This is a genomic window from Citrobacter portucalensis (genome assembly GCF_023374935.1).
Lineage (GTDB): Bacteria > Pseudomonadota > Gammaproteobacteria > Enterobacterales > Enterobacteriaceae > Citrobacter > Citrobacter portucalensis.
The window spans coordinates 559,645-581,776 of the sequence record NZ_CP092466.1 but is presented as its reverse complement, the minus strand read 5'-3'; the positions used below and the strand labels follow the sequence as shown (position 1 = coordinate 581,776).

At 54.1% G+C, this 22,132-nt stretch carries 22 protein-coding genes; 8 read left to right on the top strand and 14 right to left on the bottom strand.

Annotation, left to right across the window (positions count from 1 at the left end; translation table 11 throughout):
* Nucleotides 1-39: 39 nt before the first annotated feature.
* The gene (gene rsmI, locus LY264_RS02840) at nucleotides 40-903 is read right to left on the bottom strand and encodes a 16S rRNA (cytidine(1402)-2'-O)-methyltransferase (protein WP_003024942.1); all 864 of its coding nucleotides are present in this window, start codon (nucleotides 901-903) and stop codon (nucleotides 40-42) included.
* A gap of 63 nt (nucleotides 904-966) precedes the next feature.
* On the opposite strand from rsmI, the gene LY264_RS02835 reads away from it, so the two are divergent.
* The 4 genes from LY264_RS02835 to dolP are packed head-to-tail and all read left to right on the top strand — an operon-like array spanning nucleotide 967 to nucleotide 4,581.
* Nucleotides 967-3,018: a penicillin-binding protein activator gene (locus LY264_RS02835; RefSeq protein WP_048225700.1), complete on the top strand. Its 2,052-nt coding sequence runs from the start codon at nucleotides 967-969 to the stop codon at nucleotides 3,016-3,018.
* Nucleotides 2,976-3,371, top strand: a complete 396-nt coding sequence (locus LY264_RS02830; RefSeq protein WP_003828625.1) for a YraN family protein — start codon at nucleotides 2,976-2,978, stop codon at nucleotides 3,369-3,371. Before LY264_RS02835 ends, LY264_RS02830 begins: the two co-directional genes overlap by 43 nt.
* Nucleotides 3,372-3,405: 34 nt before the next feature.
* Complete coding sequence (gene diaA / locus LY264_RS02825) at nucleotides 3,406-3,996, top strand: DnaA initiator-associating protein DiaA (RefSeq protein ID WP_003024948.1); 591 nt, start codon at nucleotides 3,406-3,408, stop codon at nucleotides 3,994-3,996.
* Nucleotides 3,997-4,005: 9 nt separating this feature from the next.
* Nucleotides 4,006-4,581 carry a division/outer membrane stress-associated lipid-binding lipoprotein gene (gene dolP / locus LY264_RS02820; protein WP_008785904.1) on the top strand — a complete coding sequence of 192 codons (576 nt, stop codon included), beginning with the start codon at nucleotides 4,006-4,008 and terminating at the stop codon, nucleotides 4,579-4,581.
* Between the two features lie 87 nt (nucleotides 4,582-4,668).
* Here the strand turns inward: dolP and LY264_RS02815 are convergent, their stop codons facing one another.
* Nucleotides 4,669-5,304, bottom strand: coding sequence for an NAD(P)H-binding protein (locus LY264_RS02815; RefSeq protein WP_003828632.1), 636 nt, complete (start codon nucleotides 5,302-5,304; stop codon nucleotides 4,669-4,671).
* A 36-nt stretch (nucleotides 5,305-5,340) separates the two neighbouring features.
* Nucleotides 5,341-5,769, bottom strand: coding sequence for a YhbP family protein (locus LY264_RS02810; protein ID WP_048225701.1), 429 nt, complete (start codon nucleotides 5,767-5,769; stop codon nucleotides 5,341-5,343).
* 52 nt (nucleotides 5,770-5,821) lie between these two features.
* Here LY264_RS02810 and LY264_RS02805 point away from each other — a divergent pair, with 52 nt between their 5' ends.
* On the top strand, nucleotides 5,822-6,121 hold the full coding sequence (locus LY264_RS02805) for a GIY-YIG nuclease family protein (protein WP_048225702.1): 300 nt from the start codon (nucleotides 5,822-5,824) through the stop codon (nucleotides 6,119-6,121).
* Here LY264_RS02805 and LY264_RS02800 read toward each other — a convergent pair.
* Nucleotides 6,108-6,611 (bottom strand): GNAT family N-acetyltransferase, encoded by a 504-nt coding sequence (locus LY264_RS02800; RefSeq protein ID WP_003024966.1) that lies wholly within the window; start codon nucleotides 6,609-6,611, stop codon nucleotides 6,108-6,110. The two genes, LY264_RS02805 and LY264_RS02800, sit on opposite strands and share 14 nt — an antisense overlap.
* Nucleotides 6,605-7,129 carry a ubiquinone anaerobic biosynthesis accessory factor UbiT gene (ubiT, locus tag LY264_RS02795; RefSeq protein ID WP_043017774.1) on the bottom strand — a complete coding sequence of 175 codons (525 nt, stop codon included), beginning with the start codon at nucleotides 7,127-7,129 and terminating at the stop codon, nucleotides 6,605-6,607. The genes LY264_RS02800 and ubiT overlap by 7 nt, the downstream gene beginning before the upstream one ends.
* A gap of 220 nt (nucleotides 7,130-7,349) precedes the next feature.
* Here ubiT and ubiU point away from each other — a divergent pair, with 220 nt between their 5' ends.
* From ubiU to LY264_RS02780, 3 genes are all read left to right on the top strand, one after another.
* On the top strand, nucleotides 7,350-8,345 hold the full coding sequence (gene ubiU / locus LY264_RS02790) for a ubiquinone anaerobic biosynthesis protein UbiU (protein ID WP_003024971.1): 996 nt from the start codon (nucleotides 7,350-7,352) through the stop codon (nucleotides 8,343-8,345).
* Nucleotides 8,346-8,353: 8 nt separating this feature from the next.
* Nucleotides 8,354-9,232, top strand: a complete 879-nt coding sequence (locus LY264_RS02785) for a U32 family peptidase (RefSeq protein WP_020996351.1) — start codon at nucleotides 8,354-8,356, stop codon at nucleotides 9,230-9,232.
* Between the two features lie 178 nt (nucleotides 9,233-9,410).
* Nucleotides 9,411-10,418, top strand: coding sequence for a luciferase-like monooxygenase (locus LY264_RS02780; RefSeq protein ID WP_048225705.1), 1,008 nt, complete (start codon nucleotides 9,411-9,413; stop codon nucleotides 10,416-10,418).
* An 88-nt stretch (nucleotides 10,419-10,506) separates the two neighbouring features.
* On the opposite strand, the gene mtr is transcribed toward LY264_RS02780, so the two are convergent.
* The 9 genes from mtr to infB form a co-directional block, all read right to left on the bottom strand.
* Entirely contained in the window at nucleotides 10,507-11,751 is a 1,245-nt protein-coding gene (mtr, locus tag LY264_RS02775) for a tryptophan permease (protein ID WP_003828642.1), read from the bottom strand.
* A gap of 146 nt (nucleotides 11,752-11,897) precedes the next feature.
* Nucleotides 11,898-13,826: a DEAD/DEAH family ATP-dependent RNA helicase gene (locus tag LY264_RS02770; protein ID WP_003828643.1), complete on the bottom strand. Its 1,929-nt coding sequence runs from the start codon at nucleotides 13,824-13,826 to the stop codon at nucleotides 11,898-11,900.
* Nucleotides 13,819-13,899, bottom strand: coding sequence for a protein YrbN (gene yrbN / locus LY264_RS02765; RefSeq protein ID WP_010723222.1), 81 nt, complete (start codon nucleotides 13,897-13,899; stop codon nucleotides 13,819-13,821). The genes LY264_RS02770 and yrbN overlap by 8 nt, the downstream gene beginning before the upstream one ends.
* 106 nt (nucleotides 13,900-14,005) lie before the next feature.
* Nucleotides 14,006-14,890: a lipoprotein NlpI gene (gene nlpI / locus LY264_RS02760; RefSeq protein WP_071692231.1), complete on the bottom strand. Its 885-nt coding sequence runs from the start codon at nucleotides 14,888-14,890 to the stop codon at nucleotides 14,006-14,008.
* Between the two features lie 109 nt (nucleotides 14,891-14,999).
* Nucleotides 15,000-17,132, bottom strand: coding sequence for a polyribonucleotide nucleotidyltransferase (gene pnp / locus LY264_RS02755; RefSeq protein WP_008785911.1), 2,133 nt, complete (start codon nucleotides 17,130-17,132; stop codon nucleotides 15,000-15,002).
* A 246-nt stretch (nucleotides 17,133-17,378) separates the two neighbouring features.
* Complete coding sequence (rpsO, locus tag LY264_RS02750) at nucleotides 17,379-17,648, bottom strand: 30S ribosomal protein S15 (RefSeq protein WP_000059465.1); 270 nt, start codon at nucleotides 17,646-17,648, stop codon at nucleotides 17,379-17,381.
* A 273-nt stretch (nucleotides 17,649-17,921) separates the two neighbouring features.
* Entirely contained in the window at nucleotides 17,922-18,866 is a 945-nt protein-coding gene (gene truB, locus LY264_RS02745; protein WP_048225707.1) for a tRNA pseudouridine(55) synthase TruB, read from the bottom strand.
* Nucleotides 18,866-19,270 (bottom strand): 30S ribosome-binding factor RbfA, encoded by a 405-nt coding sequence (gene rbfA, locus LY264_RS02740; protein WP_003024988.1) that lies wholly within the window; start codon nucleotides 19,268-19,270, stop codon nucleotides 18,866-18,868. Before rbfA ends, truB begins: the two co-directional genes overlap by 1 nt.
* Nucleotides 19,271-19,419: 149 nt before the next feature.
* On the bottom strand, nucleotides 19,420-22,110 hold the full coding sequence (gene infB, locus LY264_RS02735) for a translation initiation factor IF-2 (protein WP_003828710.1): 2,691 nt from the start codon (nucleotides 22,108-22,110) through the stop codon (nucleotides 19,420-19,422).
* Nucleotides 22,111-22,132 lie beyond the last annotated feature (22 nt).

Below are 22,132 nucleotides of genomic sequence, written 5' to 3'. Positions count from 1 at the left end.
ACATTTCTTCCGACAAGCCGGTGTTTACTCCAGGACCTGTTACTCTCCCTGCTGTTCCAGAGCGTGCTTATACAACGCATTCTTTTTCACGCCATGGATTTCAGCAGCCAGCGCGGCGGCCTTTTTCAGCGGCAGTTCTGCCTGCAATAAGGCCAATGTACGCAGCGCATCGGCAGGAAGATCGTCTTCCTGCGCTTTATGCCCTTCGACAATCAGCACCATTTCGCCTTTGCGACGGTTTTCATCTTCCTTGACCCACGCCAGCAGTTCGCCAACCGGTGCGCCGTGAATAGTTTCCCAGGTTTTAGTCAGCTCACGCGCCAGCACCACGTAGCGGGATTCGCCCCAGACGGCAACCATGTCTTCCAGGCTATCCAGCAAACGGTGGGTGGATTCATAAAAAATAAGCGTACGCGGTTCAGCCTCAATGGCTTTCATCGCATCGCGGCGGCCTTTCGATTTGGCAGGCAGAAAACCTTCATAGCAGAAGCGGTCGGAAGGCAGGCCAGCAGCGCTCAGGGCAGCAATCGCCGCGCAAGGGCCTGGCAGAGGAACAACGCGGATCCCCGCTTCGCGACAGGTACGCACCAGATGGTAGCCCGGATCGTTAATCAGCGGCGTTCCGGCATCAGAAACCAGCGCAATGTTTTGCCCCTCTTTGAGCTTTGCCACCAGCGTCTCGGCTTTTTGTTGCTCATTGTGATCGTGTAAGGCAAACAAACGGGCGTTAATCGCGAAGTGTTGTAACAATAATCCGGTATGACGGGTGTCTTCAGCGGCAATCAAATCAACGGCTTGTAAAACTTCGAGCGCTCGTTGGGTAATATCAGCCAAATTTCCTATAGGAGTAGGTACAATAAAGAGTTGGCCTTGAGAATTATCCGCCGATTCGTGTTGTTTCATTGTGTCGTCCGTATTGCCGATTTAATATTGAGCATTGAGTAAAAAAATATCACTGGATACAGTATGGTACCCTCAACATTTTCTCGTTTGAAAGCCGCACGCGCGCTACCAGTCATTCTGGCAGCACTGATTTTCGCAGGCTGTGGCACCCAGGCGCCAGACCAGAGTGCAGCCCATATGCAGGGCACTGCGCAGGCTGATTCCGGCTTTTATCTGCAACAAATGCAGCAAAGCTCAGATGATAGCAAGACCAACTGGCAATTACTCGCCATTCGTGCACTGCTGAAAGAAGGCAAGAGCCAGCAGGCTATCGAACTGTTTAACCAGCTACCGCAGAAGCTAAGCGATACCCAGCAGCGTGAGCAGTCACTGCTAGCCGTCGAGATTAAGCTCGCGCAGAAAGATGTCGCTGGCGCACAGGCCCTGCTGGATAAGTTAACTCCCGCCGATTTTGATCAAAACCAACAGGCACGCTACTGGCAGGCGCAAATCGACGTCAACCAGGGTCGTCCATCTCTGACGCTGCTGCGCGCCCTGATCGCCCAGGAACCGCTGCTGGCCGCGAATGCTAAGCAGAAAAATATGGACGCCACCTGGCAGGCGCTGTCGTCCATGACCCAGGAGCAAGCGCAGGCGCTGGTCATCAATGCTGATGAAAACGTGCTGCAAGGCTGGCTGGATCTCCAGCGCGTCTGGTTCGATAACCGTAACGATCCGGACATGATGAAAGCCGGTATTGCGGACTGGCAGAAACGTTATCCGCAAAACCCAGGGGCAAAACTGTTACCAACACAGTTGGTTAACGTGCAGAGCTTTAAGCCCGCCTCCACCAGCAAAATCGCCCTGCTGTTACCACTGAACGGTCAGGCCGCTGTATTTGGCCGGACTATTCAGCAAGGCTTTGAAGCTGCGAAAAACATGGGCACTCAACCTGTCGCAGCCCCTGTTGCTGTCGCACCTGCCGCAGTTCCAGCTGCCGCGACCACCACAGAACAGCCGCAAACGACTGACGGCGTTGCCAGCCCGTCTCAGGCGTCAGTAAGCGATCTGACCAACGAGACGCCGGCTCAACCAGAAACACCTGCTGTGCAGCCCACAACACCCGCTCAGCCAACAACAGCCAGTGCACCGGCGAATCCATCCGCTGAGCTGAAAATCTACGACACTTCATCACAGCCGCTGAACCAGATCCTGACTCAGGTTCAGCAGGATGGCGCCAGCATCGTGGTTGGCCCACTGTTGAAGAACAATGTTGAAGAGCTGATGAAAAGCAACACGCCATTGAACGTCCTGGCGCTTAACCAGCCGGAGTCGGTGAAAAATCTGCCGAATGTCTGCTACTTCGCCCTGTCGCCAGAAGATGAAGCGCGCGACGCCGCGCGCCACATCCGCGATCAAGGAAAACAGACGCCGCTGTTGTTGATTCCACGGAGTTCATTAGGCGATCGCGTTGCCAACGCCTTTGCACAGGAATGGCAAAAACTGGGTGGCGGCGTGGTATTGCAGCAGAAGTTCGGCTCCACCGCTGAACTTAAAATGGGCGTCAACGGCGGCTCAGGGATTTCCCTGACAGGCAGCCCCGTGGCCTCCTCTGTGCCAGCCCAACCCGGCGTAACGATTGGCGGTCTGACCATCCCGGCAGCACCTACCGATGCACAAATCACCGGCGGCAGCGGTCGTGTTGATGCCGTGTATATTCTGGCGACGCCGGAAGAAATTGCATTTATTAAGCCGATGATCGCCATGCGCAACGGCAGCCAGAGCGGAGCAACGCTGTACGCCAGCTCTCGTAGTGCGCAGGGCACTGCCGGCCCGGATTTCCGTCTGGAGATGGAAGGCTTGCAGTACAGCGAAATTCCGATGCTGGCAGGCGCTAACGCACCTCTCATGCAGCAGGCGCTTGGCGCGGTTCGTAACGACTACTCGCTGGCGCGTATGTATGCCATGGGTGTCGATGCCTGGTCGCTTGCCAACCACTTCTCGCAAATGCGTCAGGTGCAGGGTTTCGAAATTAACGGTAATACCGGGGCCTTAACCGCAACGCAGGATTGTGTGATTAACAGGAAGTTATCATGGCTCAAATACCAGCAAGGACAAGTCGTCCCCGCCAGTTAACGAGTAAACAGACCGGTGACGCGTGGGAATCCACCGCGCGTGACTGGCTTCTGAGCAAGGGACTGCATTTTATCGCCGCCAATGTGCGTGAACGTGGCGGCGAAATCGACCTGATAATGCGTGAAGGCAACACCACCGTATTTGTTGAGGTTCGCTACCGACGCTCAGCACAGTTCGGCGGTGCGGCGGCGAGTGTGACCCGGAGCAAACAACACAAATTATTACAGACCGCCCGCTTGTGGCTTGCGCGCCACAATGGGAGTTTTGATACTGTGGATTGCCGGTTCGATGTGTTAGCCTTCACCGGAAATGATGTTGAGTGGTTTAAGGACGCGTTCAACGACCGCTCATAGTTGAAGATTCAGAGCCTGGTTCTTAAGGATTAGCGTGTTAGATAGAATTAAAGTCTGCTTTACAGAAAGCATTCAAACTCAGATAGCTGCGGCTGAAGCACTTCCGGATGCAATCTCCCGTGCCGCCATGACGCTGGTTCAGTCCCTGCTCAATGGCAACAAAATTCTCTGTTGTGGTAATGGGACGTCCGCTGCCAACGCACAGCATTTTGCTGCCAGCATGATCAATCGTTTTGAAACAGAACGCCCAAGTTTACCTGCGATTGCACTAAACACTGATAATGTGGTCTTAACTGCGATTGCCAACGATCGCCTGCACGACGAAGTTTATGCAAAACAAGTCCGTGCGCTGGGACATGCAGGTGATGTTCTGCTGGCAATCTCTACGCGTGGTAATAGCCGCGATATCGTAAAAGCCGTTGAAGCCGCCGTGACACGCGACATGACAATCGTCGCGCTGACCGGGTATGACGGAGGGGAACTGGCCGGATTACTGGGGCCACAGGATGTTGAAATCCGTATACCCTCACACCACAGCGCCCGCGTTCAGGAAATGCACATGCTGACGGTCAACTGCCTTTGCGATCTTATCGATAACACGCTTTTCCCTCACCAGGATGATTAAGGAGTACACATGAAGGCATTTTCGCCGCTTGCTGTGATTATCGCTGCACTGCTGCTGCAAGGCTGTGTCGCTGCCGCCGTTGTTGGAACTGCAGCTGTCGGGACTAAAGCCGCGACGGATCCTCGTAGTGTCGGCACCCAGGTTGATGACAGTACCCTGGAATTACGCGTCAATACGGCATTGTCGAAAGATGCCCAGATCAAGAAAGAAGCGCGAATCAACGTGAGCGCATATCAGGGTAAAGTGCTGCTGGTCGGCCAGTCGCCGAATAGCGAACTGTCTGCGCGAGCAAAACAGATTGCGATGGGCGTAGAAGGTACGACTGAGGTCTTTAATGAGATCCGTCAGGGCCAGCCAATCGGTCTGGGCGATGCGTCCAACGATACCTGGATAACCACCAAAGTACGTTCCCAGTTGCTGACCAGCGATCAGGTGAAATCCTCTAACGTGAAAGTAACGACTGAGAACGGAGAAGTGTTCCTGTTAGGTCTGGTGACCGAGCGTGAAGCGAAGGCGGCGGCGGATATCGCCAGCCGGGTAAGCGGCGTGAAACGCGTCACGACAGCCTTTACGTTTATTAAGTAACACGCCTGTAGATGGTGGCATCTTATCCGGCCTACAGAACGTAATCGTTTGTAGGCCGGATAAGCGTCAGCGCCATCCGGCATTTTTTTATTTAGCCCTTTCGCGTAGCTCGGAAGAGGTCAGGATCGAAACCCCTTCATGCCCAGGCGCCAGCGCTTCTGCCAGCATTGCCCGCGCAACATCGCGCGCTTCAATCGACTTCCAGTTACCCGGTAGCAGCCTGAACAACGGCGCTAAAAACATCTCATTCGTCCGCTGTTTGTCCCTATCACCCAGTAGCATTGAAGGCCGGACAATCGTCAGCCGTGGCCAATTCTGCGCGATCAGCGCCTGCTCCATTTCACCTTTCACCCGATTATAAAAAAACGGTGAATTCGCATTGGCGCCCATCGAACTCACTACCAGCATATGCTGGGCGCCTAACCTACGTCCCGTCAGGGCCGTATCTACCACCAGCGTGTAGTCAGCATGGATAAACGCCTCTTTGCTGCCCGCTTCACGCCGGGTAGTCCCCAAACAACAAAAGACAATATCGACCGGATCGGTGACCTGTGCCAAAGCATCGGTTAGCTGCGGATCATGGGGGTTATAGATACCAACCGTATCTGCCAGCGGTCGACGCGTTGGTGCCGTAATGGCATTGACCCGGGGTTCATTGAGCAGCATACGCAGCAAATGTCCGCCCACCAACCCCGTGGCTCCCGTTATTAACACCTGACTCATCGCTTATCTTCCCCAAGTCTTCAATCACTCTTCTAACTATAGATCACGCAGCCAGTGCATCTTTTTACCGAAGCCCAGCGTGTTGTCCGTAAATTTGACTTCATCCAGTCGAATCTCCCATACGGGCGCTGGCAGCATTCTGGCAACGGGGAAACGGCGGTTGTAGGCTTTACGCGCGTCTTCGCTCTCCTGCCCCTCAAGACGCCGGATTTCCCCTTTGAACTGTACGCCACGAATCAGAGCGACGGTTTTAGGCTGACCGTTTACTGTACCGGCAATCGGCGCGCGTGGTCCGGACATCTGCGCATGCCGCGTTTTCTCTTCGGTCAGCACATAGAACACCATCTTCTGCGCATCAAACAGGTAAAACGCATTGGCGCACCATAATTCACCTTCATGATGTACGCACCAGGTCACGACGTGCTGCTTTGCCAGCCAGCGGGTCACCGCAGTCAGTGTTTCCATTTCTGTTCTCTTTTATACTGTAGGCCTGAAAATTATCACGTCGATGGTGACAATGACACCCTGGTATCTGTACCTGATCCGTACCGCGGACAACGCCTTATACACCGGAATAACCACCGATGTGCAACGCCGCTATAAGCAGCATCAAAGTGGGAAAGGCGCGAAGGCGCTACGCGGAAAGGGGGAACTCACGTTGGCATTTGCGGCGCAGGTTGGCGGCCGTTCGCTAGCCCTGCGCATAGAGTATCGCGTCAAACAGCTCACCAAGCGGCAGAAAGAGCGCCTTGTCGAAGGCGAAGGGTTTGAGGCGCTACTGAGCAGCCTGCAAACCCCGGAGCTTAAAAACGATTGAAGTGGTCGTGGTATTCCACAAGGCCCGTCACGCCTTCCAGCGCATCGTCCGCCAGGCGATGAACCTGGAACGCGCTTTCGGTGCCCGGCCAGCGGCAGCGCAGGTCATGATGGGCTGCCAGCTCAAAGCCAAAGCGGCTGTACAGTGCTGGATCCCCCAGTGTGACCACCGCGGCGTAGCCAAACTCGTTCAGTGAATCGAGTCCTTCATAGACCAGCTGACGCGCCAGCCCCTGCCCCCGGTAGTTTTCATCCACCGCGAGCGGCGCCATGCCGACCCATTGCAGATCTTCGCCCTGAACATCGACAGGACTAAACGCGACGTAACCCACTACCTGACCTTCGTCATCAGTCGCAACCAGACCCAGCGTTAAGAAGCCATCTTCACGCAGGTCGTGCACTAATTTCGCTTCCGCATCGCTCTCAAATGAACGGCGCAGCAGCGCATCAATACCAGGGGCATCAATGGGAATTTCAACTCGAATCAGCATGGCTCACCTACCGAAGTCTGTTTGGTTTCTGGCGGCGTTTTCATCCCCGCCTCAACAAAATCCGCCAACTGCATCAGCATGACGCGCAACGCTTTAGGCATCTGATCCAGTTCGATGGCGTCCATCAGATTTTTTACATACAGCCCTAATTCTGTATCACCTTCAATCACCAGGCGACGCTGGAAGAAAAGCGTATCCGGATCCTGCTTGCGCGCCGCGATCATCAGCAGATCGCTGGCATCGGCGCTAAAACTTACATCCGCATCTGCATTCTGGCTGACAATAAGTTTATCGTTCTCAACAGAGGTATACCATTTGAGGCCAATGTCACGCACATGAATGCTCAGCCAGCGGCCGTCGAGAAACTCCAGCTCCCCATCGGCCAGCGCCTGACTAAACTGCCAGCTCAGGACCTGTTCCAGAACCTGGCGCTTTAGCGCAAAGGGCGTCAGTTTAACCGGTACACTCATCAGAGAAGGACCAAAATGTACTAAGCGTGAACGCAGTTTATCCAACACGAGCTTTACTCCCTGTTTCAATAGTCCTGCTATTTTGCCATATCAAATAAACGACATAGCGGCATAAATCAACAATTCGCTACGAAATTGTTACCTCTTTATTGGTGTCACCAATACGACTTTAACTGCCTCAAATCAAAAATTGTCTCAGCAAGGTTAACTAAAATCCCTCTTCGTTAACATTTCTGCGCCCTTCACGGCGCAACGTTCAGGATAAATTATGGAGCTGCTCTGCCCTGCCGGAAACCTCCCGGCGCTTAAGGCGGCCATCGAGAACGGCGCTGATGCTGTCTACATCGGGCTGAAAGATGATACCAACGCCCGTCATTTCGCCGGCCTTAATTTTACCGAGAAAAAATTGCAGGAAGCGGTGAGTTTTGTTCATCAGCACCGCCGTAAGCTGCACATCGCGATTAACACCTTTGCGCATCCGGATGGTTACGCGCGCTGGCAACGTGCCGTGGATATGGCGGCGCAACTGGGTGCAGATGCGCTAATCCTCGCCGACCTCGCCATGCTTGAGTATGCCGCAGAGCGCTACCCGCATATTGAGCGCCATGTCTCTGTTCAGGCATCTGCAACCAATGAAGAGGCGATTAATTTCTATCATCGCAACTTTGACGTCGCCCGCGTGGTGTTGCCGCGCGTGCTGTCTATTCATCAGGTGAAGCAGCTCGCTCGCGTCACGCCAGTTCCCCTGGAAGTGTTCGCCTTTGGCAGCCTGTGCATTATGGCGGAAGGCCGTTGCTATCTTTCGTCCTATCTGACGGGCGAGTCGCCTAACACGGTTGGCGCCTGTTCTCCAGCCCGTTTTGTACGCTGGCAGCAAACCCAGCAAGGGCTGGAATCCCGCCTTAATGAAGTGCTGATCGACCGCTATCAGGACGGAGAAAACGCGGGTTATCCCACACTGTGTAAAGGCCGTTATCTGGTTGACGGCGAGCGCTATCATGCGCTGGAAGAACCCACCAGCCTGAACACGCTGGAGCTGCTGCCGGAACTGCTGGCAGCCAATATTGCCTCGGTGAAAATCGAAGGTCGTCAGCGTAGTCCGGCCTATGTCAGCCAGGTGGCGAAAGTGTGGCGTCAGGCGATCGACCGCTGTATGGCCGACCCGCAAAACTACGTCCCGCAGGCCGCGTGGATGGAAACGCTCGGTTCTATGTCCGAAGGCACGCAGACCACGCTTGGTGCGTATCACCGTAAATGGCAGTGAGAGAAGCAATGAAATATTCCTTAGGGCCGGTGCTGTGGTACTGGCCGAAAGAAACGCTGGAAGATTTTTATCAGCAGGCTGCCGTAAGCCAGGCCGACGTTATCTATCTTGGTGAAGCGGTATGCAGTAAACGCCGTGCCACCAAAGTGGGCGACTGGCTCGATATGGCGAAATCGCTCGCTGGCAGCGGTAAACAGGTTGTGCTGTCAACACTGGCGCTGGTGCAGGCCTCTTCTGAACTGGGAGAGCTGAAGCGCTATGTCGAAAACGGTGACTTCCTGCTGGAAGCCAGCGATCTCGGCGTAGTAAACATGTGCGCCGAGCGTAAGCTGCCGTTTGTCGCCGGGCATGCGCTCAACTGCTACAACGCGGTTACCCTGCGTATTCTGCTCAAACAAGGCATGGTGCGCTGGTGTATGCCGGTAGAGCTTTCCCGCGACTGGCTGGCAAACCTGCTCAACCAGTGTGATGAGCTGGGTATTCGCAATCAGTTTGAAGTTGAGGTGCTGAGCTACGGGCATCTGCCGCTGGCGTACTCTGCCCGCTGCTTTACCGCACGCTCTGAAGACCGTCCAAAAGACGAGTGTGAAACCTGCTGCATAAAATACCCGAACGGGCGCGATGTGCTGTCGCAGGAGAATCAGCAGGTCTTTGTCCTCAACGGGATCCAGACCATGAGCGGCTATGTTTACAACCTCGGCAACGAACTGACATCGATGCAGGGGCTGGTTGATATTGTGCGTCTGTCCCCTTCAGGCACTGAAACATTCGCCATGCTCGACGCCTTCCGCGCCAATGAAAATGGCAGTGCCCCATTACCGCTTGCCGCCCACAGTGACTGCAACGGCTACTGGAAGCGACTGGCTGGACTGGAGCTGCAGGCCTAGCCGGATGCGGCATAAATGCCTTATCGGGCCTACAAATAGCGATCCCGTAGGCCCGATAAGCGCAGCGCCATCGGACATGTTATATTCGGTGCCCGCCGTATAAAGCTCACTTTGTTAACAACATTCGCTAATCTTTAATGCAGTATTAAAAGATTAACCGGTAACAAAGTGAGCCGTTATGACTGACAAAACTATTCCGTTCTCGGTGCTGGATCTGGCGCCGATCCCTGAAGGATCCTCGGCAAAAGAGGCCTTCACACACTCGCTTGATCTCGCTCAAATGGCTGAAAAGCGCGGCTACCACCGCTATTGGCTGGCGGAACATCACAACATGACCGGCATCGCCAGCGCAGCAACCTCAGTGCTGATTGGTTTTCTGGCTGCCAATACCACTACGCTGCATCTCGGGTCTGGCGGCGTGATGCTGCCTAACCATTCGCCGCTGGTGATCGCCGAGCAGTTCGGTACCCTGAACACGCTATATCCGGGACGAATCGATCTCGGGCTTGGTCGCGCACCGGGTAGCGATCAACCAACCATGCGCGCACTGCGCCGCCATATGAGCGGTGATATCGATAACTTCCCACGCGACGTCGCTGAACTGGTGGACTGGTTCGACGCCCGCGATCCTAATCCCCATGTACGCCCGGTTCCCGGCTACGGCGAGCAGATCCCGGTCTGGTTATTAGGCTCCAGCCTGTACAGCGCACAACTGGCGGCCCAGCTTGGTCTGCCGTTTGCCTTCGCCTCGCACTTTGCCCCGGATATGCTGCATCAGGCGCTGCATCTGTATCGCACCCAATTCAAACCCTCAGCGCGGCTGGCAAAACCGTATGCGATGGTGTGCATCAACATTATTGCCGCCGACAGCAATCGCGACGCCGAGTTTCTTTTCACCTCCATGCAGCAGGCATTTGTGAAGCTGCGTCGTGGCGAAACCGGCCAGCTACCGCCGCCGGTAGAGAATATGCAGCAGCTGTGGTCCGCTTCTGAGCAGTACGGCGTACAACAGGCGCTGAGCATGTCGCTGGTCGGTGATAAGGCAAAAGTGCGGCATGGTCTCGACGCCATTTTGCGTGAAACCCAGGCTGATGAGATTATGGTTAACGGTCAGATTTTTGATCATCAGGCACGCCTACATTCGTTTGATTTGGCGATGGATGTGAAGCAGGAATTATTGGGGTAGTACTATTTGTGCCGGATGGCGGCTGCGCCTTATCCGGCCTACTCAATATCTGTGGGCCCGGTAAGCGTAGCGCCACCGGGCAATTGTTCTACTGGTATACAGGCAACAGATTCACGCTCGACAGAATATGGATAACCGCGTTGCCGATACCGAATACCAGGATCAGCGCAATCATCGGCTTGCCGCCCCAGACACGGAATTTCGGGCTACCGAAACGCTCGCGGGATTTACGTGCCAGCAGCGCCGGAACAATGGCGGCCCAGATGGTTGCCGCGAGTCCTGCATAGCCAATGGCGTACAGGAAACCGTTCGGCCATAGCAAGCCACCGATAATTGGCGGGACAAATGTCAGCAATGCCGTTTTGAAACGTCCCATTGCCGAGTCATCAAAGCCAAACAGATCCGCCAGATAGTCAAACAGACCGAGCGTAACGCCGAGGAATGAACTCGCCACCGCAAAGTTGGAGAACACCACCAGCAGCAGATCCAGACTGCGGCTGTTTAGTACACCGCTCAGCGCCTGTACCAGCACATCAATGTTACCACCCTGCTGCGCAATACCGATAAACTCCGGACGCGGAATATTACCCATCGTCCCCAGCAACCATACGGTATACAGCACCAGCGCCAGCAGCGTGCCGTACACCAGACACTTAACGATGGTCTTCGGATCTTTACCGTAGTACTTCATCAGGCTCGGGACGTTGCCGTGATAGCCGAATGAGGCCAGACAGAACGGCAGCGTCATCAGCAGGTACGGCGTATACGAAGCATTGCTTTCCGCCACGTTAAACAACGTTGTGGGCTGAACGTGTCCCAATAAGCTGCCGAAGGTCAGGAAAAAGGTAATCACCTTCGCGCCCAGCACAATTGCCGTCATGCGGCTCACCGCTTTGGTACTTAACCACACCACAAACGCCACCAGTAACGCAAAGCCAAGACCTGCCGCACGCGCCGGAACGTTCAACGACATCTCGGAGAAGGTGTGATGCAGGATCGACCCGCTCGCCGAGATATACGCGTAGGTCAGAATATAGAGAACGAAAGCAATCGAGATGCCGTTCACCACGTTCCAGCCTTTGCCCAGCAGATCTTTGGTAATGGTGTCGAAGCTGGAGCCAATGCGGTAATTGAGGTTAGCTTCAAGGATCATCAGCCCGGAGTGCAGCATGCAGAACCAGGTAAAGATCAGCGCCGCCATTGACCAGAAGAACCACGCCCCGGACATGACCACTGGCAGAGAAAACATCCCCGCGCCAATAATGGTGCCGCCGATGATCACCACGCCGCCGAGCAGCGAAGGTGACGTTTGGGTGGTGGTTAGTGTTGCCATTTAGCCATCTCTCCAGTCATTTATATTGTGACTACATCTCAATGTGCTGCACTGTACCAGTACACGAGTACAATTGAAATAAAAAAAGCCCCGATTGTTGAGATCGGGGCCGTATATTTTACTTTACAGCTATAAAGCTAAAAGGCTTATGCATCACCGCCGAAACGACGACGACCAGCAGAGTCATCACGACGCGGAGCAGAAGAATCGTCACGACGCGGACCACGGTTGCCTTCACGACGTTCGCCGCTGAAACGACGACCATCGCCACGACCGCCTTCACGACGTTCGCCGCTAAAGTTACGACCTTCACCGCGACCGCCTTCACGACGCTCACCGCTGAAACGGCCACCGCCACGACGCTCACCACCGGTGTGCGGAACTGCATCGCCAACCAGCTGCATGTTCATCGGCTTGTTCAGGATGCGAGTACGGGTAAAGTGCTGCAGCACGTCGCCCGGCATACCTTTCGGCAGTTCGATGGTGGAGTGGGAAGCAAACAGCTTGATGTTACCGATGTAACGGCTGCTGATATCACCTTCGTTAGCAATCGCACCAACGATATGACGAACTTCAACACCGTCATCACGGCCCACTTCAATGCGGTACAGCTGCATGTCACCAACGTCACGACGTTCACGACGCGGACGGTCTTCACCACCACGGTCATTACGGTCACGAGGGCCACGATCGTTACGGTCACGCGGACCACGGTCATCACGGTCGCGGAATTCGCGTTTCGGACGCATCGGCGCATCTGGCGGCAGGATCAGAGGACGTTCGCCCTGAGCCATTTTCAGCAGTGCAGCTGCCAGCGTTTCGATATCCAGCTCTTCTTCCGGCTGCATTTTCGCCAGCAGAGCACGGTACTGATCCAGATCGCTGCTTTCCAGCTGCTGCTGTACTTTAGCGGCGAATTTTTCCAGACGGCGTTTGCCCAGCAGATCTGCGTTCGGCAGTTCTACTTCCGGAATAGTCAGCTTCATGGTGCGTTCGATGTTACGCAGCAGACGACGCTCGCGGTTCTCAACGAACAGCAGCGCACGACCCGCACGACCCGCACGACCGGTACGGCCGATACGGTGAACGTAAGACTCGGAATCCATCGGGATGTCGTAGTTGACAACCAGGCTGATACGCTCAACGTCCAGGCCACGGGCCGCAACGTCGGTTGCAATCAGAATATCCAGACGGCCATCTTTCAGACGCTCCAGAGTCTGCTCACGCAGGGACTGGTTCATGTCGCCGTTCAGTGCAGCGCTGCTATAACCGCTACGCTCCAGCGCTTCTGCTACTTCCAGGGTCGCATTTTTGGTACGTACGAAAATAATCGCCGCATCAAAGTCTTCTGCTTCCAGGAAACGCACCAGCGCTTCATTTTTACGCATGCCCCACACAGTCCAGTAGCTCTGGCTGATGTCAGGACGGGTAGTAACGCTGGACTGAATACGTACTTCCTGCGGCTCTTTCATAAAGCGGCGGGTAATACGACGAATCGCTTCCGGCATGGTTGCAGAGAACAGAGCGGTCTGATGACCTTCCGGGATCTGCGCCATGATGGTTTCAACGTCTTCGATGAAGCCCATACGCAGCATTTCGTCAGCTTCGTCCAGTACCAGACCGCTCAGTTTGGAGAGGTCCAGAGTACCGCGCTTCAGGTGATCCAGCAGACGACCCGGCGTACCGACGACGATCTGTGGCCCCTGACGCAGGGCACGTAATTGCACGTCATAACGCTGGCCGCCGTACAGGGCAACCACGTTCACGCCGCGCATGTGTTTAGAGAAATCCGTCATGGCTTCTGCAACCTGAACCGCCAGTTCGCGGGTCGGTGCCAGCACCAGAATCTGAGGTGCCTTCAGCTCAGGATCAAGATTGTTGAGCAGCGGTAAAGAGAACGCTGCAGTTTTGCCGCTACCTGTCTGGGCCATACCCAGAACATCGCGGCCGCCCAGCAGATGCGGAATGCACTCTGCCTGGATTGGAGATGGTTTTTCGTAACCCAGATCGTTAAGGGCTTCAAGGATAGGAGCCTTCAGGCCCAGATCTGCAAAAGTGGTTTCGAATTCAGCCATGTAGTACGTGTGCCTCAAAATTAATGGCGGCCAGTCTACATAACTCATCATGAAATTGATCTGCAATTTTCATTGAAAAGTGTGAACCGGCTCAAAGTAGGTGTATTAACGAACAACAACGCCCTCACCCGTGAAGGTGATGGCAATCAAAAAAGATTACGGGCTGATGTGTACGTCAGCTATTGCTGGTCCGATTCTGCCAGGTCATCTTGGTCCTGGCCCAGGAGCGATAATTCCAACAATGCGTATCGGTGCTCAACAAAGTTATGAACGTTGTTAGCCGCCGCCAGTTTGAACAATGCCGTAGCGTTGTCCAAATCCCCCAGACTTAGGTAGTACTTACCTAAATAGAAGTTGGTTTCACTGAGATGCTCAGCGAGCGAGGTGTTATCCGTTGCGTCCGCCTTCAGGCGTTCCATCAGCGTTGCTTCGCTAATGTTGCCCAGGTAGAACTCGACAATGTTCCATCCCCATTGCTCTTTATCCGATTTCTCAAAGCGTTGCTTCAACGCTTCTTTAGCCTGCTTCTCATCGAGCTTCTGCTCGGCAAGATAAAGCCACAGACTACGGAAAGGATCATTGGGATCGTCTTGATAAAACGCTAGCAGATCATCTTGCGCTAACTTGTCGCGACCGCCGTAATACAATGCGATACCGCGATTTAAGTGCGCGTAGTTGTAAGTTGGATCAAGCTCAAGTACAGAATCAAACGCTTCATAGGCAGCATCAAAATTGCCTGCCTGCGTTAAATATATACCTAAGTAATTGAATACTTCAGGCATATCTGGTCGGATTGCCAGCGCTTGTGAAAAATCATTTCGCGCCAATGCCCTCAGACCGAGACTATCATACAACACTCCGCGCTCATATAAAAGCTGTGCGCGTTCGTCATCGGTTAAAGCCCGACTGGCAAGAATTTGTTCCATACGTGCCAGAATCACTTCCTGCTGCAAAGTCGGTTGCAATGGTACTGCGAGGACTTCACTCTTTCGCCAGGCGGAATTACTGCATCCAGCCAGCGTGAGTGCTGTCGCAACGAAACACCAGCGCAAAAAAGGCTTCATTTCCCACTCCCGAAGACAACGATTGAATGAACGTCCAGGTTCCCCGGTTGCTAACAAGGCATCCTGCCGGGTTAAAGGCCCTCCGCTTTCACGGAGGGCAATGGCAACCTTACTCGCCCTGGCTTGCCGGAGCTTCCGGTTCGCCTGCAGGCTGAGACTGCTCAGTTGCTTCTTTAATGCTCAGACGTACACGGCCCTGGCGATCAACTTCCAGAACTTTGACCGGTACTTCCTGGCCCATCTGCAGGTAGTCGGTCACTTTCTCAACGCGCTTATCAGCGATCTGAGAGATGTGTACCAGACCTTCTTTACCGCCACCGATGGCAACGAATGCGCCAAAGTCAACGATACGGGTCACTTTACCATTGTAGATACGGCCTACTTCGATCTCTGCGGTGATCTCTTCGATACGACGGATAGCATATTTCGCTTTCTCACCGTCGGTCGCAGCAATCTTCACGGTACCATCATCTTCGATTTCAATGGTGGTGCCGGTTTCTTCGGTCAGAGCACGGATAACAGAACCGCCTTTACCGATAACGTCTTTGATCTTGTCCGGGCTGATCTTGATAGTGTGGATACGCGGAGCGAACTGAGAAATATCGCCACGCGGAGCGTTGATCGCTTGTTCCATCACACCCAGGATGTGCAGACGCGCACCTTTAGCCTGGTTCAGAGCAACCTGCATGATTTCTTTGGTGATACCTTCAATTTTGATATCCATCTGCAGTGCAGAGATACCGTCGCGGGAACCCGCCACTTTGAAGTCCATATCGCCCAGGTGGTCTTCGTCGCCCAGGATGTCAGACAGAACAACAAAGTTGTCACCTTCTTTCACCAGACCCATCGCGATACCCGCAACGGCTGCTTTGATCGGCACGCCTGCGTCCATCAGCGCCAGGGAAGCGCCACATACGGAAGCCATGGAAGAAGAACCGTTAGATTCGGTGATTTCAGAAACCACACGTACGGTGTACGGGAATTTATCCAGTTCCGGCATTACTGCCAGTACGCCACGCTTCGCCAGACGGCCGTGACCAATCTCACGACGCTTCGGAGAACCGACCATACCGGTTTCACCTACGCAGTACGGAGGGAAGTTGTAGTGGAACAGGAAGTTGTCAGTACGCTCGCCCATCAGTTCGTCGAGGTTCTGCGCATCACGAGTGGTGCCCAGGGTCGCAGTAACCAGCGCCTGAGTTTCGCCACGGGTGAACAGTGCGGAACCGTGGGTACGCGGCAGAACGCCAGTACGCACGTCCAGGCCACGGATCATGTCTTTTTCACGGCCATCGATGCGCGGCTCGCCTGCCAGTACGCGGCTACGAACAACGTTTTTCTCGATAGCGTGCAGGATTTCACCCAGTTCGTTAGCGTCCAGGGTTTCGTCTTCAGCCACCAGAGTCGCGATGGTTTCAGACTTGATCACGTCAACCTGAGCATAACGCTCTTGTTTGTCAGTGATACGGTAAGCATCGCTCAAGCGAGCTTCTGCCAGTGCGGCAACGCGTGCGTTCAGCGCTTCGTTGACGGCTTCTGGCTGCCAGTCCCAACGCGGTTTGCCAGCTTCTTTCGCCAGCTCGTTGATCGCCTGAATCACAACCTGCTGCTGTTCGTGACCGAACACAACAGCGCCCAGCATCTGGTCTTCGCTCAGCAGTTCAGCTTCGGATTCAACCATCAGTACGGCTGCTTCAGTACCTGCAACAACCAGGTCCAGCTTGCTTTCTTTCAGTTCGTCCTGAGTCGGGTTCAGTACGTACTGGTCATTGATGTAACCAACACGTGCAGCACCGATCGGGCCGTTGAATGGGATACCAGACAGAGTCAGCGCAGCAGATGCACCAATCATTGCCACGATGTCCGGGTTAACCTGCGGGTTAACGGAAACAACGGTCGCGATAACCTGAACTTCGTTAACGAAGCCTTCCGGGAACAGCGGGCGAACCGGGCGGTCAATCAGACGCGCGATCAGGGTTTCGCCTTCGCTCGGACGGCCTTCACGACGGAAGAAGCTACCCGGGATACGGCCAGCAGCGTAGGTACGCTCCTGATAGTTAACGGTCAGCGGGAAAAAGTCCTGGCCTGGTTTCGCTTTTTTCTGACCAACAACGGTAACGAATACCGCGGTGTCATCCATGCTAACCATAACAGCGGCAGTCGCCTGACGCGCCATCATGCCGGTTTCCAGCGTAACGGTATGCTGACCGTACTGGAATTTACGAACGATCGGATTAAGCAAAATAATATCCTTTCTCTATTTTTTGACGGCACATTTTTGCGCCATCGTTAATACCCGATCTTCTGCGCATCCTCGCGACTAATGACAACCCTAACCCATAAGCATGAGTAAAGCCTCTCATTAGCCGCGCGAACCTCTGCAACGGAAGATCATTCATAGCAACAATACATTAGTTTCCAGCGAATTGCTGCCATCTGCTGGAAAAAAGGGGCCATGAAGGCCCCCTCTTTCTGAAACTCGAAAGAATTAGCGACGCAGGCCCAGACGCTCGATCAGCGCGGTGTAACGTGCAACATCTTTACGTTTCAGGTAGTCGAGCAGTTTACGACGCTGAGAAACCATGCGCAGCAGACCACGACGGCTGTGGTGATCTTTTTTGTGCTCTGCAAAGTGGCCCTGCAGGTGGTTAATCTGTGCAGTCAACAGAGCAACCTGAACATCGGTAGAACCGGTGTCATTTGCATCACGACCAAACTCAGAAACGATTTTAGCGGTAGCTTCAGTACTTAGAGACATTTTAAAACTCCAAAGTGATAAGAATGAAAGGATGCCGATCTCTAATTCAGCTATCCCAGTGTATACACTTTATCCTTCAAACTGACTCTGCGTTGGCTGCGTCCGCTCACCTCAGTCACTTACCTAAGTAAGCTCCTGAGGATCCTCAGACTTGCCGCCTTGATGCAGCTCGAATGATTTTGTGTATACGCCACGCAGATTGTTAAACAATTCACGCGACGTTAAGCGGCAGTATTCTACTCGCAGCGCCCTTTTATCGCAAGACAGAGAGCGCTATGCAGGATACTCAACCACCAGGCGGCGGGGGGCGACACGACCTTCATCGTCCATCTCCCCCATGCCAATAAACTTGTCGTCATCACCTTCCGTCACGCGTACCAGCCCTTCCAGCGGGGCGCCTGTCGTCCGTACCGGATTACCATTTTTAAAGTAAACCGACGATGTTAAAGGCAAATTAACAACAGGATAGTCCGATGCCGGACTGTCCATTGGCATCAGCAAAGGATCAAGCAGTTGAGCCGCCGGAATGTTCTGCTGTTCTGCCTGTTCGACCAGCTCACGCAGGTGTTCCAGCGTGACCATACGATCCACCGGATACTTGCTGACCGTCAGACGACGCAGATACGTTACGTGCGCGCCGCAGCCCAGCTTCTCACCGAGATCGTCAACGATGGTACGAATATAGGTGCCTTTGGAGCAGTGAACTTCCAGCTCCAGTTCGTTACCTTCATGACGGATAAACAGCAGCTCATAGACAGTAATCGGGCGCGCTTCACGCGGCACTTCAATGCCCTGACGCGCATATTCGTACAGCTTCTTACCCTGATACTTCAGCGCCGAATACATCGACGGAATCTGCTCGATATCGCCGCGGAAAGTCTCCAGCGCACTCGCCAGTTGTTCTGCGGTGAAGGTTACCGGACGCTCCTGCACGATCTGCCCGTCGGCATCGGAAGTGTCAGTACGCTGGCCCAGACGGGCAACCACGCGATAGCGTTTGTCAGAATCCAGCAAATACTGTGAAAACTTTGTCGCTTCACCAAGGCAGATAGGCAGCATACCTGTCGCCAGCGGATCCAACGCGCCGGTATGTCCCGCGCGGTTGGCATTGTAGATGCGCTTTACTTTTTGCAGCACGTCATTGCTGGACATGCCCTGCGGCTTATCCAGCAGCAGGACACCGTGAATATCGCGACCACGACGACGAGGACGACTCATCAGTCCTCCTTGCTGTCGTCCGCTGGGTTCACACGACGCTCATCGTCATGTTTCACCACGCTGGTCACCAGGTTGGACATGCGCATCCCTTCAACCAACGAGTTGTCGTAGAAGAAGGTCAGCTCAGGCACGATACGCAGACGCATTGCTTTACCCAGCAGAGAGCGGATAAAACCAGAGGCTTCCTGCAGTGCCTTAATGCCGTTTTTCACGGCAGCTTCGTCCTGATCGTTGAGGAAAGTCACGAATACTTTGGCATATGCCAGATCACGGGACATCTCAACACCCGATACGGTGGTCATCATACCAACACGCGGGTCTTTGATTTCGCGTTGCAGGATGAGTGCGATTTCTTTCTGCATCTCCTGCGCGACACGCTGCGGGCGACCAAATTCTTTCGCCATAATAAATTCTCCAGACAAAAAAGGGGCATTCAGCCCCTTTTGAAAATAATTCGGTGATTAGGCTGTAGGCCTGATAAGCGTAGCGCCATCAGGCATTACATTGCCGGATGTCGGCGTAAACGCCTTATCCGGCCTACACCCGAACAACCTTAAGCAATTGTACGTTTGATCTCGATGATCTCGAACACTTCGATCATATCGCCAACGCGAACGTCGTTGTAGTTCTTAACGCCGATACCACATTCCATACCGTTACGGACTTCGTTAACGTCATCTTTGAAGCGGCGCAGGGATTCCAGCTCGCCTTCATAGATAACCACGTTGTCGCGCAGTACGCGGATTGGGTTGTGACGTTTAATCGTGCCTTCGGTAACCATACAGCCTGCGATAGCGCCGAATTTCGGTGATTTGAACACATCACGAACCTCAGCCAGACCAATGATCTGCTGTTTCAGTTCCGGAGACAGCATGCCGCTCATCGCTGCTTTCACTTCGTCGATCAGATGATAGATGACGGAGTAGTAACGCAGATCCAGACTTTCTGATTCGATAACTTTACGTGCAGAGGCATCAGCACGTACGTTGAAGCCAACCAGAATCGCGTTGGATGCCGCAGCCAGGGTCGCGTCGGTTTCGGTGATACCACCTACGCCAGAACCGATGATCTTCACTTTTACTTCGTCGGTAGACAGTTTCAGTAAAGAGTCGGAAATCGCTTCTACAGAACCCTGTACGTCAGCCTTCAGCACGATGTTCACTTCGTGAACTTCGCCTTCGGTCATGTTGGCGAACATGTTCTCAAGTTTAGATTTCTGCTGACGAGCCAGTTTAACTTCACGGAATTTGCCCTGACGGTACAGTGCAACTTCACGCGCTTTCTTCTCGTCACGAACAACAGTAACTTCGTCACCCGCAGCCGGAACACCGGACAGACCGAGGATTTCCACCGGAATGGACGGACCCGCTTCCAGTACTTCCTGACCCAGTTCGTTACGCATCGCACGAACGCGGCCGTATTCGAAACCACACAGAACGATATCGCCCTTGTTCAGGGTACCTTCGCGAACCAGGACGGTAGCAACCGGGCCACGACCTTTATCCAGGAAGGATTCGATAACCGCACCGCTCGCCATACCTTTACGCACAGCTTTCAGTTCCAGTACTTCGGCTTGCAGCAGGATAGCATCCAGCAGTTCGTCGATACCGGTACCCGCTTTCGCAGAAACGTGAACGAACTGGCTCTCGCCGCCCCACTCTTCCGGCATGATGCCGTACTGGGACAGTTCGTTTTTAACGCGATCTGGATCCGCTTCCGGTTTATCGATTTTGTTGACTGCAACAACTACCGGCACACCTGCCGCTTTCGCGTGCTGGATAGCTTCGATAGTCTGCGGCATCACGCCGTCGTCTGCTGCAACAACCAGAACAACGATATCCGTTGCCTGAGCACCACGAGCACGCATGGAGGTAAACGCGGCGTGACCCGGGGTGTCCAGGAAGGTGATCATACCGTTGTCAGTTTCAACGTGGTACGCACCGATGTGCTGAGTAATGCCGCCCGCTTCGCCAGAGGCCACTTTCGTTGAACGAATGTAGTCCAGCAGAGACGTTTTACCGTGGTCAACGTGACCCATGATGGTCACTACCGGTGCGCGCGGTTCAGCCGCAGCGCCGGTGTCACGGTCGCTCATTACTGCTTCTTCCAGCTCGTTTTCACGACGCAGGATAACTTTGTGGCCCATCTCTTCGGCAACCAGCTGTGCGGTTTCCTGGTCGATGACCTGGTTGATGGTCGCCATTGCGCCCAGTTTCATCATTGCTTTGATGACCTGAGAGCCTTTGACCGCCATCTTGTTCGCCAGATCGCCAACGGTGATGGTTTCGCCGATCACAACGTCACGGTTAACGGCCTGAGCTGGCTTCTGGAAGCCCTGCTGCAGAGCGGAACCTTTACGCTGCTTACCGCCTTTACCGCCGCGAACCGCTGCACGTGCTTCTTCACGGTCAGCTTTAGATTCAGCGTGTTTGTTACCTTTCTTCGCCGGACGCGCAGCTTTAGTGCTGCGAGTACGACCACGACCGCCTTCAACTTCACGATCGTTCTCGTCTTCAGCCTGGCGAGCATGCTGAGAGGTGGTGACGTGATAATCACTGGTGTCTTCGACAGGTTCAGCGTTATTCACACCATTTTTCTCGTTTTCTTCCGCCATACGGCGAGCTTCTTCCGCTACGCGGCGCGCTTCTTCTTCAAGCTTGCGACGTGCTTCTTCTTCCGCTTTACGCTTCAGTTCTGCGGCTTCATTTTCACGGCGGGCTTTTTCGGCCTGGGCGGTTTTAGTCATATCGTCGGTCTGTTGATTGCTCACTTTGTCTTTTTCCGCAGCTTCACGTTTCGCTTTATCAGCGGCTTCACGCTTAGCTTGTTCTGCGGCCTCACGTTCGGCTTTTTGTTGCGCCTCGCGTTTGGCAGCTTCTTCTGCCTCACGACGGGCTTGCTCTTCCGCTTCACGCTGCGCCTGCTCTTCCGCGGCAAGGCGTTCAGCCTCTTGCGGATCGCGTTTCACAAAGGTGCGTGTCTTGCGGACTTCGATTTGTACCGATTTGCTTTTTCCACCGGTACCTGGAATATTGAGAGTACTGCGCGTTTTACGCTGCAATGTCAACTTATCCGGCGCTGAGCCGTTTTCACGGTTCAAATGCGCCAGTAAGGTTTGTTTCTCTTGTGCGGACACAGAGTCGTCAGCAGACTTCGGGATACCGGCATCAGCAAATTGCTGTACCAGGCGATCTACGGAAGTCTGTATCTCTGCAGCCAGCGTTTTTACGGTTACATCTGTCATACTGTTCCTTCCTGCTACAGTT